At 60.6% G+C, this 15,395-nt stretch carries 13 protein-coding genes and 1 pseudogene; 8 read left to right on the top strand and 6 right to left on the bottom strand.

Translation table 11 applies throughout. The annotated features are described in order from the left end of the window. The first annotated feature begins 2 nt into the window (after positions 1–2). Together IB277_RS29525 and IB277_RS29520 are read left to right on the top strand one after the other, a co-directional pair. On the top strand, positions 3–689 hold the full coding sequence (locus tag IB277_RS29525; RefSeq protein WP_060521105.1) for a GntR family transcriptional regulator: 687 nt from the start codon (positions 3–5) through the stop codon (positions 687–689). Positions 690–758: 69 nt separating this feature from the next. Continuing rightward, positions 759–1,586: a bifunctional allantoicase/(S)-ureidoglycine aminohydrolase gene (locus IB277_RS29520; protein WP_034797912.1), complete on the top strand. Its 828-nt coding sequence runs from the start codon at positions 759–761 to the stop codon at positions 1,584–1,586. Between the two features lie 122 nt (positions 1,587–1,708). Here IB277_RS29520 and IB277_RS29515 read toward each other — a convergent pair whose 3' ends face one another. Then, positions 1,709–3,517: an ABC transporter ATP-binding protein/permease gene (locus IB277_RS29515; protein WP_034797910.1), complete on the bottom strand. Its 1,809-nt coding sequence runs from the start codon at positions 3,515–3,517 to the stop codon at positions 1,709–1,711. A gap of 236 nt (positions 3,518–3,753) precedes the next feature. Here IB277_RS29515 and IB277_RS29510 point away from each other — a divergent pair, with 236 nt between their 5' ends. Both IB277_RS29510 and IB277_RS29505 read left to right on the top strand, forming a co-directional pair. Further along, positions 3,754–4,602, top strand: a complete 849-nt coding sequence (locus IB277_RS29510; RefSeq protein ID WP_192372278.1) for a class I SAM-dependent methyltransferase — start codon at positions 3,754–3,756, stop codon at positions 4,600–4,602. 31 nt (positions 4,603–4,633) lie between these two features. Further along, positions 4,634–6,112 carry an aspartate aminotransferase family protein gene (locus tag IB277_RS29505; protein ID WP_192372276.1) on the top strand — a complete coding sequence of 493 codons (1,479 nt, stop codon included), beginning with the start codon at positions 4,634–4,636 and terminating at the stop codon, positions 6,110–6,112. Between the two features lie 26 nt (positions 6,113–6,138). Here IB277_RS29505 and IB277_RS29500 read toward each other — a convergent pair. The 4 genes and pseudogenes from IB277_RS29500 to IB277_RS29480 form a co-directional block, all read right to left on the bottom strand. Further along, positions 6,139–6,430: pseudogene (locus IB277_RS29500) on the bottom strand (hypothetical protein); the annotation flags it as partial. Between the two features lie 107 nt (positions 6,431–6,537). Continuing rightward, positions 6,538–7,671, bottom strand: a complete 1,134-nt coding sequence (locus tag IB277_RS29495; protein ID WP_250806612.1) for an SGNH/GDSL hydrolase family protein — start codon at positions 7,669–7,671, stop codon at positions 6,538–6,540. A gap of 1,211 nt (positions 7,672–8,882) precedes the next feature. Next, on the bottom strand, positions 8,883–10,082 hold the full coding sequence (locus IB277_RS29485) for a glycosyltransferase family 4 protein (protein WP_089044820.1): 1,200 nt from the start codon (positions 10,080–10,082) through the stop codon (positions 8,883–8,885). A 181-nt stretch (positions 10,083–10,263) separates the two neighbouring features. Then, complete coding sequence (locus IB277_RS29480; protein ID WP_162728869.1) at positions 10,264–10,731, bottom strand: hypothetical protein; 468 nt, start codon at positions 10,729–10,731, stop codon at positions 10,264–10,266. Between the two features lie 507 nt (positions 10,732–11,238). Here IB277_RS29480 and IB277_RS38995 point away from each other — a divergent pair. After that, positions 11,239–11,820: a chemotaxis protein CheB gene (locus IB277_RS38995; RefSeq protein WP_192372272.1), complete on the top strand. Its 582-nt coding sequence runs from the start codon at positions 11,239–11,241 to the stop codon at positions 11,818–11,820. Positions 11,821–11,976: 156 nt separating this feature from the next. Next, on the top strand, positions 11,977–12,201 hold the full coding sequence (locus IB277_RS29470) for a pyridoxal-dependent decarboxylase (protein WP_348646806.1): 225 nt from the start codon (positions 11,977–11,979) through the stop codon (positions 12,199–12,201). A 76-nt stretch (positions 12,202–12,277) separates the two neighbouring features. On the opposite strand, the gene IB277_RS29465 is transcribed toward IB277_RS29470, so the two are convergent. Then, a complete protein-coding gene (locus IB277_RS29465; protein WP_089044823.1) occupies positions 12,278–13,576 on the bottom strand; it encodes a S41 family peptidase in 1,299 nt (432 codons plus the stop codon). 236 nt (positions 13,577–13,812) lie between these two features. Here IB277_RS29465 and cmoA point away from each other — a divergent pair, with 236 nt between their 5' ends. Then, entirely contained in the window at positions 13,813–14,580 is a 768-nt protein-coding gene (gene cmoA, locus IB277_RS29460) for a carboxy-S-adenosyl-L-methionine synthase CmoA (RefSeq protein WP_089044824.1), read from the top strand. Positions 14,581–14,592: 12 nt separating this feature from the next. Next, positions 14,593–15,327, top strand: coding sequence for an isoprenylcysteine carboxylmethyltransferase family protein (locus IB277_RS29455; protein WP_060521111.1), 735 nt, complete (start codon positions 14,593–14,595; stop codon positions 15,325–15,327). Positions 15,328–15,395: the final 68 nt, after the last annotated feature.

Below are 15,395 nucleotides of genomic sequence, written 5' to 3'. Positions count from 1 at the left end.
TCATGTATAACGCGGACGAAGTCGCCGGTGCTCCGACGGCGATCATTTGCGAGAAGATCTGGCTTGCGATTGCAGAGCGTCGGCTACGGCCGGGAACGCGATTGAAAGAAGAACAACTTGCCGAAATATTCTCCGTCAGCAGGGCTCGCATCCGCCAGGCACTGACCGCGCTCGAGCGCGATGGCCTGGTGACGATCATGCCGAACCGGGGCGCCTTCGTCTCCGAGCCTTCGGTAGACGAGGCACGCGATGTCTTCGTTGCCCGCAGGGCGATCGAACAGCGGGTCGTCGAGCGGCTTTGCGAGCGCGCCAATCCCAAGGATATCGTCCGGTTGCGCGCCCATATCGAAGAGGAGCGCATTGCCGGCCGATCCGGCAATCTCTCTGATATCGTTCGGCTTTCCGGTGGTTTCCACCTGTTGCTCGCGGAGCTTTCGGGGTCTGCCTTCCTCTTCGGTATCCTGCGCGACCTCGTGTCCCGGACATCCCTGATCACCGCAATGTACCGGTCGAACCACCTGCACAATTGCGGACCGGACGAACATCTGGCCGTGGTCGAGTACATCGCGTCACGCGACGTCGCGAGCGCGATCAAGGAAATGGCCGAGCACCTGAACCACGTCGAAGCGGAGCTGGACCTGGACGAGGAGAAAGACCAGCCCCGCGATCTTCGCACCGCATTGCTTTGATGCGGCGCGCGCGACCCTTTGCACCGCACTTTAGAGGAGGCGGTGCCTGCAAGCAGACTGAAGGAAGATATGACCAACCGTAGTTACTATGCGCCGCATGGCGGCAACCCGCCCCAAACCCAACTCCTTTCGGATCGCGCGGTCTTCACGGAAGCCTATGCGGTGATTCCGAAGGGGACGATGATGGACATCGTCACCAGCTATTTGCCGTTCTGGGACAAGACCCGGCTGTGGATACTGTCCCGGCCGCTCTCCGGTTTTGCTGAAACATTTTCACAATATATCATGGAAATCGCTCCGGGCGGCGGCAGCGACCGGCCGGAACTCGACGAAGGCGCCGAGGGCGCGATCTTCGTCGTCGAGGGCGAATTGACCATCACGCTCGACGGTAAGGCGCATAAGATGCAGCCGGGCGGCTTCGCCTTCATTCCGCCGGCGAGCAACTGGACCGTTCGCAACGGAAGTGAAGCGATCGTTCGCTTCCACTGGGTGCGCAAGGCTTACGAGTACGTCGATGGCCTGCCCGCGCCGGAGGCCTTCTTCACCAACGAGGCAGAAATCACCCCGTCGCCGATGCCGGGCACGGAAGGCAAGTGGGCAACGACCCGCTTCGTCGACCCGACGGACCTGCGCCACGACATGCACATGACGATCGTCACCTTCGAGCCCGGCGCGATCATTCCCTTTGCCGAGACGCACGTGATGGAACACGGCCTTTATGTGCTCGAAGGCAAGGCCGTCTACCGGCTCAATCAGGACTGGGTCGAGGTCGAGGCCGGCGATTACATGTGGCTGCGCGCTTTCTGCCCGCAGGCCTGCTATGCCGGCGGTCCGGGCAAGTTCCGCTACCTGCTATACAAGGACGTGAACCGCCACATGAAGCTGCGCTCGCGTTAAGCGAGCCCACTCTAGGATAGACAAAACCGCGCGTTCCACCGAACGCGCGGTTTTTCTTTGCAATCAGATGACTATGGCGGCAGTCGCACCCCGTTGTTTAACGGAAGGGCACGTTCACCTTCTCAGTCCACCAGTTGCGGATCGGCCGGCTGCAGGCTGCGCGGCTGGAGACGCCTGAGCGTGTTGCCGGTCGGGTTCTTGTCGAGGTGGAGCACGCGGGTAAAGAAGTCGCTGCCGCGTTCGGTGCGTCCGATGTTGACGATCGCAACACCTTGAAGCTCGTCGTCCATGAACTTCAGCACGCGCTGGTAGGCGTCGTCCTCAAGGGTATCGAGCGCTTCGTCGATGATCAGCCAGCGCGGCTTGTGCAGGCTGAGCCTAGCGATGGCGAGTAGGCGCTGCTCGGCCTCGCTGAGGTTCATCTGCTTTCGCGCATCCTGGTCGAGCCGGCCGCTCAGGCGGCCAAGGCCGACCTTGGAGAGAACGGCGGCGAGTTCGCCCTTGCTGTAGGTATCGGGCGGGCTCGGATAGGCGAGCACTTCTCCAAGCGTGCCCGGCGGGAAATAGGGAGACTTCGGCACAAAGGCGAGGCCGTCGTCGACCGGCAGTGCAATGCGGCCGTGCCCCCAGGGCCAGAGCCCGGCGATCGCGCGGAAGAACGGCGCCTTTTCGACCTCCGGCGCGCCGGTGACGAGCACGCGTTCGCCCGGATCAATGGTGACGCTCGGCTCGCGAAGCTGGATGCAGCCGGTCGGCGAGACGATTTCGATGTTGTCGAAGCTCATCTGCGGCGTATCGGAGGTCCTGAAGTCGATGCGCTTGTCGCCCTCATGCCGTTCGTCGGTCATCAAGAGCGCCGAGCGGAAGGCGGCGACCCGCAGCAATGTGGCGCGCCAGTCGGCGATCGCGCCGATATTATCGACGAACCAGCGCAGCGACGCATGCACCTGATTGAAGGCGCCGACGGCCATCATCAACCCACCGAAGCTGAGGTCGCCGGCGAAATAGACTGGTGCGGCAATGACGATCGGTGCGACGACGGTGATCCAGCCATAGCCGCCGGTCACCCAGGTGAGCCGCGTAACCGCACGCAGCAGGCCGTAGCTGATCTCGAGCACCGAGGCGAGGTCGCGCTGCAGCCGCTTTTTCTCATTGGCCTCGCCTGATGAAAGCGAAACGGCCTCGATATGTTCGTTGACGCGCATCAGCGAGAAGCGCAGCGCCGCCTCCCGGGCATAGTGTTCGCCATTGAGCGCCACCAGAGGCCGGCCGACGAGCCAGCTCAGCCAGGAGGCGGTGCCCGCATAGAGGATCGCGGCCCAGACCATGTAGCCGGGAATGTCGAAGGAATAGCTCGCGACATGGAAGACGAAACCGTCGGACAGTGACCACAGCACGCCGATAAAGCTCACCAGCAGAATACCGGATTGGAAGAGGCCGATCGAAAGTCCGGCCGAGAGATCGGTCAGGTGGCGCGCATCCTCATGGATTCGCTGGTCCGGGTTGATGCCGATGGCGCCGGCATTCGCCAGCCGGAACGCGCGCGTCGGGCGCATCCATTCGGTGATCAGGTCCTGGGTCAGGCCTTCGCGCAAGCGCAGCTTGATGACCTGGCCGAGCCAGGTTTGCAAAACATTGAGAACGAGGAGCACGCCGGCGATCTGGGCAAAGACGACGAGCTGATGGAGAAAGGCCGGAAGGTCGCGTCGCTCGAGCGTGTCGTAGAACGGCTTGTACCATCGGTTGAGGATAATCTGACCAAAGGCTGTCACAACGATGACAACGATGATGCTTATGCTCAGCCAGATGATCTTGTTGCGCAGTGGCGAGGCCATGAAGGCCCGATGCATCATCCGCAATTGATCACCGAGGGATTGTTCGTCGCTGGGTTCTATCCGGCCGCTATTTTTGCCGTTCGTCCGGTTCGACATCGGTGCGAATCTCTCCTTCCCGGTCTCCTCGAGTAGAATATAGCCTGCCTTACCCTCTCTCCCTAGCGCGGATTGTCTGCGCCCACATGTAACCGCGGTCACAGGGCGGATCGTAAAAACCGTGACAATGCGGCACACTGCCCGAATTGCGGCGGGAAAGTTGAATTGCAACCCTCCGCAGAGGGTCCATAGTTTCGTGAGCGAGGTCGGAACACGGCACCGAGGGAGGAGCCTGCATGTCGGCGCATCTCGATCAAATCCGCGATCAGCAAAGAGAGACCTGGGACCGCTTCTCCGCCGGTTGGAAGAAGTGGGACGCACTGGTGCTTGGATGGCTCGCCCCCTTCGGCGAGGCAATGATCCGGCAGGCGGCCATCAAGGACGGCGACCGGGTGCTTGACGTCGCTGCGGGAACTGGAGAACCAGGCCTGACGGTGGCGGCGTCGATACCGAAGGGCCGCGTGACTGTCACCGACCTTTCAGAGCGCATGTTGCAGGTGGCGACGGAGAACGCCAGGCATCGCGGTCTTACGAATTTCGAAACGAGGGCCTGCGACGCTGGCGCCTTGCCGTTTCCGGAAGCAACATTCGACGCCGTCCTCTGCCGGTTCGGTTTCATGTTTTTTCCCGACGTTGCAGCGGCAGCCCAACAGTTGACGAGGGTCGCAAAGCCCCAGTCGCGTGTATGCGCTGCGGTGTGGGGTGCACCGGAAAAGAACGCTTGGGCAACGACGATCATGGCGACGATCGCCCGGCACGTCGACATGCCGAAGCCTCCGGCCGGCGCGCCCGGCCTGTTTCGCTGCGCGTCTGCAGGCCTGATGAAGGCCGTTTTCGAGGATGCGGGATTGCACGACATCCACGAGGAGGAGGTCACCACCACGATGGTCCACGAGACCCCGGAGGACTACTGGGCCTTCATGACCGAGATCGCCGCACCCGTCGTCGCCGGACTGGCACAGGTGGATGATCAGACGCGCAACCGCATCCGCAGCGAGGTTCTCGATCTGGCAGGCCAGGCGATCCGGGCGGGCAAGGTGGAACTGCGCGCGACGGCAACGATCATCGCCGGCACGCGACCATAGCAGAAGGGAACGATGGGGAGGGGAGGTTTCCATGGACAAGCGATCGGCAGCATCCAGCAGGGTGGAGGAAACGCTCGACCCGCAAGACTGGGCTGAATTGCGGGCTCTGTCGCATCGCATCGTCGACGATGCGATAGACTATCTCAGCCAGGTCCGGGAACGGCCGGCATGGCGCAACATGCCCGATATGGTGCGGGAGAGCTTTTCTGCCCCGCTTCCCAGGACACCAAAGCCGCTCGAAGAGATCTACGCGTCGGTCGCGGAAAACGTGCTCGGCTATCCCATGGGCAACATCCACCCCCGCTTTTGGGCCTGGTACATGGGGTCGGGAAACTTCACCGGGGCGCTTGGCGAATTTCTTGCGGCCGTCCAGGGGTCGAACGTCGGCGGCGGCAACCATGCCGCCGCACTCATGGACCAACAGGTCGTCAATTGGTGCAAGGAAATGCTGGGGTTTCCGACGACGGCCAGCGGCACGCTCGTCAGCGGCGGCTCGGTCGCCAACATCGTCGGCCTGACGGTTGCCCGCAACGTCAAAGCCGGGATCGATGTGCGTGCACATGGCATCGGCGATCGGCCGCTCTGCTTCTACGGTTCGGACCAGAGCCACAGTTGCCATCGCAAGGCGGTCGAACTGTTCGGCCTCGGCGACCGGGCCCTCCGGCGCGTTGCGACGGATGCCGAGTTGCGCGTCGATATCGCGGCCTTGCGCGGTGCGATCGAGCAGGATCGCGCGTCCGGTCGGCTGCCCATCTGCATCATCGCCAATGCCGGAACGGTGAATACCGGCGCCATCGATGACATCCAGGCTCTCGCCGATCTGGCTGCAGAGTTTGGCCTCTGGCTCCACGTCGACGGCTGTATCGGCGCTCTGCTCCGGATCGCGCCCGAGAATGCCTGGCGTGTCGCAGGCATCGAAAGGGCAGATTCCATCGCGCTGGACCCGCATAAATGGCTGCATGCGCCCTTCGAGGCAGGCTGCGTCCTCGTTCGCGATGCGGCCGCGCACCGCGGCACCTTCGCCGTTACGCCGGAATATCTGGAGTCAACCGTGCGGGGTCTCGCTTCGGCGCCCTGGCTCTATGACTATGGCCTGCAGACGTCGCGTGGTTTTCGTGCCCTGAAAATCTGGATGTCGCTGATGGAGCACGGCATCGAGAAATTTGGCCGCCTCGTCGACCAGAATGTTGCTCAAGGCCATTATCTGAGCGGCCTCGTCGAGGCAGAGCCCCAACTCGAACTCGTGGCGCCGACCAACATCAACATCGTCTGCTTCCGTTACCATCCGGAGGAAATGACGGCTGAGCGATTGAAGGCAGTGAACACGGAAATCATGCTGCGGCTTCAGGACGAGGGGACCGCCGTCATCTCCGACACGACGGTACACGGCGAGCATTGCCTGCGCGTGGCAGTCAACAATCACCGGACGCGACGGGAGGACCTGGACCTGTTTGTGCGCGAAGTTGTGAGACTCGGACGGGAGATTGTCGCAGGCGGCGGCATCGACTGACACATAGTTCTGCGAGGCTCCAAGCGTCACCGGGTTGCGGCCGGTTCTTGCGCCGGCAGGGTTTCTGGCGCCGCCGTGGCTTGGAGCACGCGAACCATCTCAGCGATCGCGGCTTCCCGCTGCGGATCCTTGCCGGCCGCATAGGCAAGCGGAAAGGCCATCTGCACATCCGGCACGATGCCCACCCCCTCAAGCCTTAGCTTGTCGCCGATGACCGCATCCGAAACCGCCACTTCCAAGAGGCTGTCGTCCGGTAGCACATACGCACGCACGGCCGGCAAGCAAAGCACCGGCCATCCGCTCGCCGACCAGCGAGATCGCATGCTGCCGCAGCGTGTCTCTCCAACTTTTTGTTCTCACTGGGTACTGACGCGGCGTCGCCAGTCTGTTTGCCTGGCTGCAATGAAAGCTGAAAAACGACACCGCTAAGGTTTAATGTTGGCTACCGAAGGCACTACCCCGAGGTCCCGCAAATGGCGGGCCAAAATCGTGGCGGCGAATGCAGCGCCCCGGCTGTTGAAATGTCCGTCCGGCCCATAAAAGGTTTCTGGTTGGAGTTCTTTCTCGAGTGCTGACGTTAGATCGATTACGTCTACCCCTGCCGCGGAAGCGCTTCCCAGAACCCGAGTTCGCAGCGGTTCATACGCGTGCGCCGCGGACAGAGGTCCGATATATCGGTCGAGCTGCGGCACATAGACCAATGTGAATGACCCGCTCCAGCCCATCGCGATGGTCTTTGCTCTCCGGAGGGCTTCGCCAAACTCGGGAATCGCGGGCGTCGCTTTCGGAAAGATTAGGCCCAGTCGGGTGAAAGTTTGCTGCAGCGCGATGAAATTCCGAAGGATCTCAGTTTTTGTAAACAGGTCGGCGGCTGTTACTGGCCGGCTATTGATATCGTCCATCATCGACTTAGCGCGCTGCATCATCTCGTTCGCGGTTGAAGGCGTTCCAAAATCGGCGCTTTCGACGAGAGCCGGAAGCAGCCAGGGCCGCCCTAGTTCGGCTTGGAGGTTTTCCCAGTCATTGCCCTCAAAAAAGACCATAAAAACGTGGCGTGGTTTGAACATCGGGCCAAACCGCCCCAGCGTCGCCAGCTCTGTCAGCGGTCCGTTACCGCGAATTCCCATGCCGATGGCATGAACGCCTTTTCGGCGCAGCTGCGACACCATGTTTTCTTCCGGACGCAAACAAAAGCCCTCAACGAAAGAATCACCTAGCAACATCGATTCTAAATGCGTTGTCTCATACAGTGCATCTGGATTATTGAAGCCGTACCGATCGGCGCGGTAACTAACAATACTATCCGGTCCAGAGCAAAGCACGACCTGCGTCTTCGGGAAGCCTGACAGAATCGCTTCGCGCAATTTGGTTGCGCCGGATAGCTGGTTGAGCTGTGCGAGCGTGAATCCTCGGACCATGTCTTCCCGTTGCGCCATCGCCTCGCTTTGCTGCTGTGATAGCTGCCCGAGCATCGATAGACGAACCGGTATGGAGCGCAGGGTGAGCAGCGCCTCGAAGAGAAAAAGCCCCATCAGGACACTTAAGCCGTAGATACCCACGCCGGTTGCCACCCTTGGGGGAGCACGGAGTCCCACACAAAGGACGGTCAGCGCGAATGCCGTAGGGACGAGAACGTATCGCACGAGGAGGGGGCCGGTGGAGGCATACTCATCGAAATGCCAAACCGCGTAGACTGGGCTCAGCAGCCAATAGGATGCAAGTGCCCCACATAAGATCGCCGAAGTTTTTCTAGAACCCATCGCGCTAACGTCCGATTGGATAATTCTTTTAAATTTTCAGGTAACTCACTAAAGTCGTGTAGATATTTATTTACATATACTGCTCCCGAGCTTCTCTGACGAAGCGCCAGCGTGCGCCCCATTTCTCCAGGAGGAGTGAGCTATTAATACAGATTAGTTCCCTGGGAGATCCACTTTCTGCGCCAAACGGCGATGGATTCCGTTGTAAACCTCTATCCATCTATCGAGTTACGTGCTTGTCAGCGTCGGGAATGCGAGATGCGTATAGTCGCGTTTCAGGATTTTGACGAAAGCCTTCGACATACCGCTTGATTGAGGGCTGGCGACCGGCGTGAAGTGTGGGACCAGATTGAGGGCCTGAGCAGACGCCTTTGTTTCCCTTGCTGTGTAGGCAGATATTCGATGGAATGTGGAGCCATGCCTGCCACCGAAGCGTTTCTCGACTGCTTCCAACTACCGCCGCCCACGCGATGATCTGCCCATCAAACGCGTCAGTGGTGAACCGAGGCAGTCCGCAGGTGAACACCAGGCCATTGGACGGCGACGTCAAGTTGCGATCTCGAAGCTGCGCGCAATGATGAATGTGCTGATCTACTTTGGCCCTTCCCTTGACCTTCGTTTCCTTACGCATTCCATAGCCTGCCACAGTTCGAACAGGGGAATAGCTTGTGCTGCCGGGGGCCGGATTTATACCGTGGACGCGAATAGGTGACCGATGTCGACATGCGTGGCCTCTGTAACATCGATATTTACTTAAATAAGATTATATCGTGGGTTGCACGAGTCAAGGTGGTCGACGGACGTCGATGAATTGGAGGAAATCTCGGTGAATCCGTAGCGGGATGGTTTGAACAGAGCGACAGGCCATCCAAAGAGCGACCGAATTTTCCGCAATTGAGGGCACCGAGTTCTTGTCTGTGCTCTCAACAGAACAAGCGACCTCTTGGCGATGTCGATCTCGCATGCGCACTCCGCGCGGACTTCAACACTGGGCTCCCTGCAAGCGAGCATCAAGCGTCTAGCCGAAGACGGGGACGGCGCAGAATTTCGGTTTTGCGTCCGGCTGAGTGTTCTCGCGCCGCCAACGCGACGGTGTCCCATAGCGAAAGGATATGCTCGGCATCGTAGCGCCGGGCATTGGCTTCGGCTTTGGCGGAAAGGTGGGAGCGCAACGTCTCGTCGCCCATCAGGTTGGAGAGGGCTTCGGCCAGGGCGTTGATGTCGCCGTTTTCGACGAGGATGCCGTCGTCGCCGTTGGCGATCATGTCGGTCGGGCCCCATTCGCAGGCGAAGGAGACGACGGGAAGGCCTGCGGCCATGGCTTCGAGCAGGGCGATGCCCCAGCCTTCGTAGCGGGATGACAGGACAAAGAGGTCGGCGGTTTCGACCCAGAGGCCGGGTTTTGCGGTGACGCCGGGCATTTCCACCCGATCGGCCAACCCGAGCGCGTCACGCTGGGTTTCCAGCGCTTTTCTCGCCTCGCCTTCGCCCCAGATGACGAGCTTCCATTCGGGGTGGTCGCTGGCCACCTTGGCGAAGGCTTCGAGCAGCAGATCGAAGCCCTTTTGCTCAGTCAGGCGCCCGACGGCGGTGAGCACATTGTTGCCGCGCTTCTTTTGCCAGCCGTCGGGCAGATTGATCGCATTGGCGATCACGCAGCCGGAGCGGCGCACATTAGGCGGGAAATAATCCAGTGCGCCTTTGGTCATGGTCACCAGCGCAAAAGCGCGCGGGTAGAGGCGAAGCTGCAGCCATTTCCATAAGGGGCCAAAGGGCTGCACCGCGGGGTTGTTGCGCTCGGACACGATCACCGGAAGCCTGAGGCCTCGTGTTGCGAGCAGCGTCAACACGTTCGTGCGCGTCAGGAAGCTCAGCACGAAGTCGGGGCGGGTGCGGCTGATCGTCGAGCGCAGTCGGTAGAGCCGCCTTGCCACCAGCCAGGCGGCCCGCAGCTTGCCGGCCTTCTGAACCGGCACGTCAAGCCGCTCGATGGTGACGCGCGGATCGAGCCTGTAATAGGGTTCGGAGGTCGGCGCTTCGAGCGTAATCACCGTGACGGTGCAGCCGAGACAGGCCCAGTGGCTGGCAACGAGACTGACGACGTGCTCGGTGCCGCCGGCGCCGAGTGCAGGAACAATAATGGTTATGCGCGCGCCTGCGAGGTCCGCCACTCCGAGTCCTGCACTTTCGCTACTCTCAGCTCGTTTCAGTTATATTATGGCGTCCTTAAATTCGGCGCAATCGCTCTTTCGGAGCATTCAGACTGTCTCTTCCGCGGCCAAGAATATGCCGCCAGGGTAGGAGGTCTGGTTGTAGTAACGCCAAAAATCGCCGGGCTATTGAACGGAAAGCGCGGATTGACCTGGTAGCACAGCGCCCGCATTTGCACAGTCAGCGTCGCTCGCGTAGTTCGAAATTCGCCAGAAGCGCGATGTAGAGAAAAGCCCATCCGTGAAACAGCGCTGTGCAATAGATGACGTTGTAGCTAACGTTGGTCCAGACAGTCCCGATCTGGTCGCCATGCTCAATCAGCCCATGACTGAGGAAATCGACGCCGGCGTTGATCGCTCCGGCGCCGAGCGACAGGGCGGAGCCGAGCAGAAGCTTGAAGAGGATAGACTGGTCACGGAAGCGAAAGAGCACCGCCGCCATCGCATAGGACATGAGTGTTCCGCTCAGCATTAGGATGAGCGTGATCGGCAAGATCGCTATTGGGTCGTATCCGAGGGAAGCCCAGAGCGTGTTGCTGATGACGAACTGCATCAACTGGTAAAGGAACCCAAGGAAGAGCGTTGCCCGTCGAAGGCTTGCGGTATACTCCGCCCCTCTAGGTGAAACCGTGTCATTTTCTCGTGCCATGTGGGTATTATCCTTCAGGTCCATACGGTTGTCGACTGCCGCTTGTCGACGAAATCAAGCCGTTTGTAGCAAGCCGAATTCTCGCTTTCTGCGGGCGAAGGACGTCTGCTTTGCCGACGAGCCGGCCTTGAGTTGTCCAGAGATGCCTTCAAGATGTGCTTCTTCGGATGCGAAGTACGAGAGACCGCGATCCCTGGTCGACGGGCCGATACATAGATCTTTACGCGAGTAACTGTCCGGCAGCCCCTGCTTCGTTACCGCAATCTGGCGCGCGTTCGACAGGAGGTTAGCGACCAGAACTGCTTCGCAGCGGGATTCGACGGTAAATGCAGTCGATAAGTGGTCCCACAAACATCCGCTATGTCCGCCCTCAGCGCTATGCGCTGATCGCTAGACTGGGCGTTCGCGCATGGCGACGCCTCGCGCGTCGCCTGTTGAAATGATGTCGCGCAGTGCGGTAAAATAAGCTACCCCTAATATATCGTAGCGCTGGTATCAGTTTGAATCATGAGACCTGACATTGTGGCAATTGGCGCGCCTGCTGGAGGGGTAGAAGGCGTCACGGATCTCGTTGGGCGACTGCCGGAAACACTGTCGGCGGCCGTCCTAGTGGTTCTTCACCGCTCGCCATTCCCCGATAGCTTTCTGCCAGAGACTTTGAGGCGGGTGGCCCATTTGCGTGTTGTTGTTCCAATCGAGGGAGCTCCCCTTGAGATAGGGGCTTGCATCGTCGGACCGCCGGACAAGCTCCTGACCGTCGGGTCCGGACCCCGCACGCACCTCCTCGCCGACGGATATTACCGAGGGTACACGATAGATGCGCTCTTTACGTCACTCGCCCATAGCGCCGGGAGACGGGTAATTGGTGTAACCCTTACAGGGCTGTTGAAGGATGGAAGGCTAGGACTGAGGGCCATTAAGGAGGCTGGCGGCACGGTGGTAGTGGAGGAGCCTAAAGCGACCGAGATCCCGGAAATCCACTTTGGTGCGTTTAAGAGCGAAATCGATTTCACTGGAACGGTTCCCGCAATTGCTGATTTTATTTGCGAACGGGTACGATCGGGCCGACAAAGCCCACGTGGGTTATGAAGTAGATCGCCTAGATCAGATTGAGAGCATTTAGGATGGAGGCATCGGGACGGATGCGGACCTGCGCATCAATATTGATGCCTTGCGCGGCGCGATCGCCAATGCCGGGACGGTGAACACGGGCGCCATTTCGATGACAGTCAAGCTCTCGCCGATCTGGCGACCGAGCAAGACCTCTGGCTCCACGTCGACGGCTGTTTCGGCGCCCTGTTTCGGATTGCGTCTGAGTTTGCCTGGCGCGTCGCAGGCATCGAAAGGGCAGATTCTGTCGCGCTCGATCCGCACAATTGGTTGTATGCCCCCTTCGAGGCGAGCTGCGTTCTCGTTCGAGATGCGGCCGCGCCCCGCGGCACCTTCGCCGTTACGCCCTGGACCTGTTAGTGAATGAAGTTGTCAGGCCCGGGCGGGAGATCGTCTCAGGCGGCGGCATCGGCTGACGCTATAGTCCTGCGGGGCGTCACCGGGTTGCGGCCGGTTCTTGCGCCGGCGCGGTTTCGGGCGCCGACGTGGCTTGGAGAACGCGAACCATCTCAGCGATCGCGGCTTCCCGCTGCGGATCCTTGCCGGCCGCATAGGCAAGCGGAAAGGCCATCTGCACATCCGGCGCGATGCCCACCCCCTCAAGCCTTAGCTTGTCGCCGATGACCGCATCCGAAACCGCCACTTCCAAGAGGCTGTCGTCCGGTAGCACATAGGCACGACCGGCAAGCAGAGCACCGGCCGTCCGCTCGCCGACGAGCGTGATCCCGTGTTGCCGCAGCGTGTAGGCAAAGAGTTCGAGGCCGCTGCGGGTTCCGTTGTCGATCAGCGCGACCACAGGCTTTTGCCAGCGGAAATTGGCAAGCGTGGCTTCGCCCCGGCGTGGAATCAGCCGGAACGTCGGCGTACCACCGACCAGAAACTCGGCTGCGTCTGCCGGCCCGCCGCCCCAGCGTCCGCGCAGGTCGACGACGAGGCCTTCCGCATCCTTCAAGCGGCCGCTCGAAAGCGCCTCGGCGACGAGATTGAGCCCGTTTCGCGTGGAAAGGGTCCAGAGCCGCACATAGCCGACCTTCCGGCCGCCGGTCTCGACCAGTGCGATGCTCTCTTCGATCGCGCGCTCGAACATTTGAAGTGGTCGTAAGCTTTCGACCGGAACCTGCAGCGACAATGGCTCCGCATCGCGGTGGCGGCGGAGCCGAAGTTCGACCGTGCGGCCGACCTTGTCTTCGAAGGATCCGATCTCATGATAAGCCTGCCCGTCGACCGAAAGGATCTGGTCGCCAACGAGGAGGCCCGCCTTCTTTGCAGCCGATCCGTCATAAACATCGCTGACGAACCGCTGCCCATTCTTAACCGTCGTCACCATGCCGATGCCGGGATAGCGCGCGGCGCCATCCGGCGGAAAAAGACGCCGCATATCGTCACGGATGGCGAAGCGAAAAATGTCGGCGAGCTCGAAATAGTCGATCGTGTCGGCTTTGAAACGTCCGGTATGGGAAACCCCGAGACTTGCAAGGACGGACGCGATCGCCGCATCGACGCGGGAAGACGCGCTCGTCCTGGATAGTGCCGCAACGGGATCCGTGATCTCGGCCTGGGCGGTGGTATTGAAACGGTCGAGCGCCTTGCCGTCATAGAAGTTCGCGTTCACGAGTTCGATCACCCGGTCGAATGTCGGCTCGCCGGAGCGTGGCAGCTCCGCGGCCCACGCCATAGCGGCCATCGACATGACGAGGCTGGCGATCAACGCTGTACACCTTAGTCTCGGCCGCATGGTCGTTGCTCCGGTTTCGCGCCGCCGATTATCGACAAAAGCGCGCGCACCTGCCGGCAAAATCGCGTGATCACGCCGTGATCCCCGCCCGGCACCCCGATCTGCCGAACCCACTGCGGCCAAACCTTTCAGGTTCGTGTCAGGTTAGGGTGGCTTGTGTGGTGCATCGATCGCTCCGGGGACAGAGGCGATTGCCCTCTCCTTTGGCGTGCTCCGGAAAAGAAAGGAAAGTGCGAATGGTTGGCAAGGCCCCGCATCTACACGTGCACGACAACAACCACCGCCGGGACGAGGTTTTCGCCGCACCAGACCAGAATGTCGGCGACTTCGCCTTCAATGCAACCGTGGCCGCCGTCTTCGACGACATGGTCAGCCGATCGGTTCCCTACTACGGCGAAATCCAGCGGATGGTTTGCGAACTCGCCAGCGACTTTGCCGAAGCCGATACCAACCTCTACGACATCGGTTGCTCGACCGCGACGACGCTGCTCGGGCTCGACGCCATGGTTGATCCCGCCGTGCGCTTCGTCGGCATCGACAACGCTCCCGACATGATCGAGAAGGCGAAGGAAAAGATCGTCCAGGCAAATTCCAACCGGGCGATTGATCTCAGGGGCGGCGACCTGCACCACGGCATCGAAATCCACAATGCCAGCGTCGTCCTGATGCTTCTGACCTTGCAGTTCGTGCGCCCCCTCTACCGCGAGCGCGTCATGCGCTCGATCTATGACGGCCTCAACGAGCGCGGCGCTCTGCTGCTCGTCGAGAAGCTGACCAGCGAAGACTCGACGTTCAACCGCTTGTTCATCGAGCACTACTACGACTACAAGCGCCGCAACGGCTATTCCGAGATCGAGATCGCCAGGAAGCGCGAGGCGCTTGAAAACGTGCTCATTCCGTACCGCCTGGAGGAAAATTTCCAGCTGCTGAAGGAAGTGGGTTTCCGCAGCGTCGAGGTCTTTTTCCGCTGGTATAATTTCTGCGGCATTGTCGCGATCAAGTAGGACGGCCCGACCATGATCGCGATCGGCAATTTTCTCTTCCGCTTCCGCAACCAGCTTTTTCCCGCGATCATCGTGGTGTTGTTCCTGCTGATGCCGCCGCCGGCGTTGGTCTTGGACAACCCGCTGCTGACGCTGGCCAAGGACGCGGTCGCGATCCTGGTCATTCTGGCAGGCCTCGCGCTTCGCGCGACGGTCGTCGGCTATAAGTACATCCAGCGTGGCGGCCTGAAAAAGAGGGTCTACGCCAAGGACCTGGTAACCGAGGGCATGTTCGGCGTTTGCCGGAACCCGCTCTATGTCGGCAACATGCTGCTCTACTGCGGCGTTTTCCTGCTGCACGGCAACCCGCTGCTCATCGTGATCGGCATCGGGCTCTTTGCCTTCATGTACCAATGCATTGTCTATGCGGAGGAGGCTTTTCTTCTTCGCACCTTCGGCGAAGCCTATCAGGTCTATTGCCGTGACGTGCCGCGCTGGGCGCTGCGCCTTTCAAACTTCAGCCAATCCACGGAAGGCATGGCGTTCAACATCAGACGTGTCGTCGGCAAGGACTATTCGACCGTCTCGGCGGCCATGATCGCGGTGCTCGCAACGGAGATGTACAAGCTCGCGACCTACGAGCCATCAGGCCGGAATGTTGGCGTCCTGGCCGTTCTTGGCGGCGCGATGGCTCTGGTCGGGATCGCGACGGCGGTGATCAGCTACAAGAAGAGGCGCGGGGCCTTTCGCGATCCCGTCGCCTCCTGAAATCCTCCCATTCTTGCGCCCTGTATGCGGCGGCCGAGACGGGCAGCCTCACCGCATTTCGCCGCTTG

It is taken from the genome of Ensifer sp. ENS07, assembly GCF_014852185.1.
Classification (GTDB): Bacteria; Pseudomonadota; Alphaproteobacteria; order Rhizobiales; family Rhizobiaceae; genus Ensifer; species Ensifer adhaerens.
Note: the sequence above shows the minus strand (reverse complement) of the source record. Positions and strands in the feature narration are given on the sequence as shown.

Bases quoted from the DNA above. Each gene is read 5' to 3' on its own strand.
- IB277_RS29525 (WP_060521105.1), top strand. From the start codon at position 3: ATGTATAACGCGGACGAAGTCGCCGGTGCTCCGACGGCGATCATTTGC.
- IB277_RS29465 (WP_089044823.1), bottom strand. From the start codon at position 13,576: ATGCGGCCGAGACTAAGGTGTACAGCGTTGATCGCCAGCCTCGTCATG.
- IB277_RS29505 (WP_192372276.1), top strand. From the start codon at position 4,634: ATGGACAAGCGATCGGCAGCATCCAGCAGGGTGGAGGAAACGCTCGAC.
- IB277_RS29520 (WP_034797912.1), top strand. From the start codon at position 759: ATGACCAACCGTAGTTACTATGCGCCGCATGGCGGCAACCCGCCCCAA.
- IB277_RS29515 (WP_034797910.1), bottom strand. From the start codon at position 3,517: ATGTCGAACCGGACGAACGGCAAAAATAGCGGCCGGATAGAACCCAGC.
- IB277_RS29510 (WP_192372278.1), top strand. From the start codon at position 3,754: ATGTCGGCGCATCTCGATCAAATCCGCGATCAGCAAAGAGAGACCTGG.
- IB277_RS29480 (WP_162728869.1), bottom strand. From the start codon at position 10,731: ATGGCACGAGAAAATGACACGGTTTCACCTAGAGGGGCGGAGTATACC.
- IB277_RS29455 (WP_060521111.1), top strand. From the start codon at position 14,593: ATGATCGCGATCGGCAATTTTCTCTTCCGCTTCCGCAACCAGCTTTTT.
- IB277_RS38995 (WP_192372272.1), top strand. From the start codon at position 11,239: ATGAGACCTGACATTGTGGCAATTGGCGCGCCTGCTGGAGGGGTAGAA.
- cmoA (WP_089044824.1), top strand. From the start codon at position 13,813: ATGGTTGGCAAGGCCCCGCATCTACACGTGCACGACAACAACCACCGC.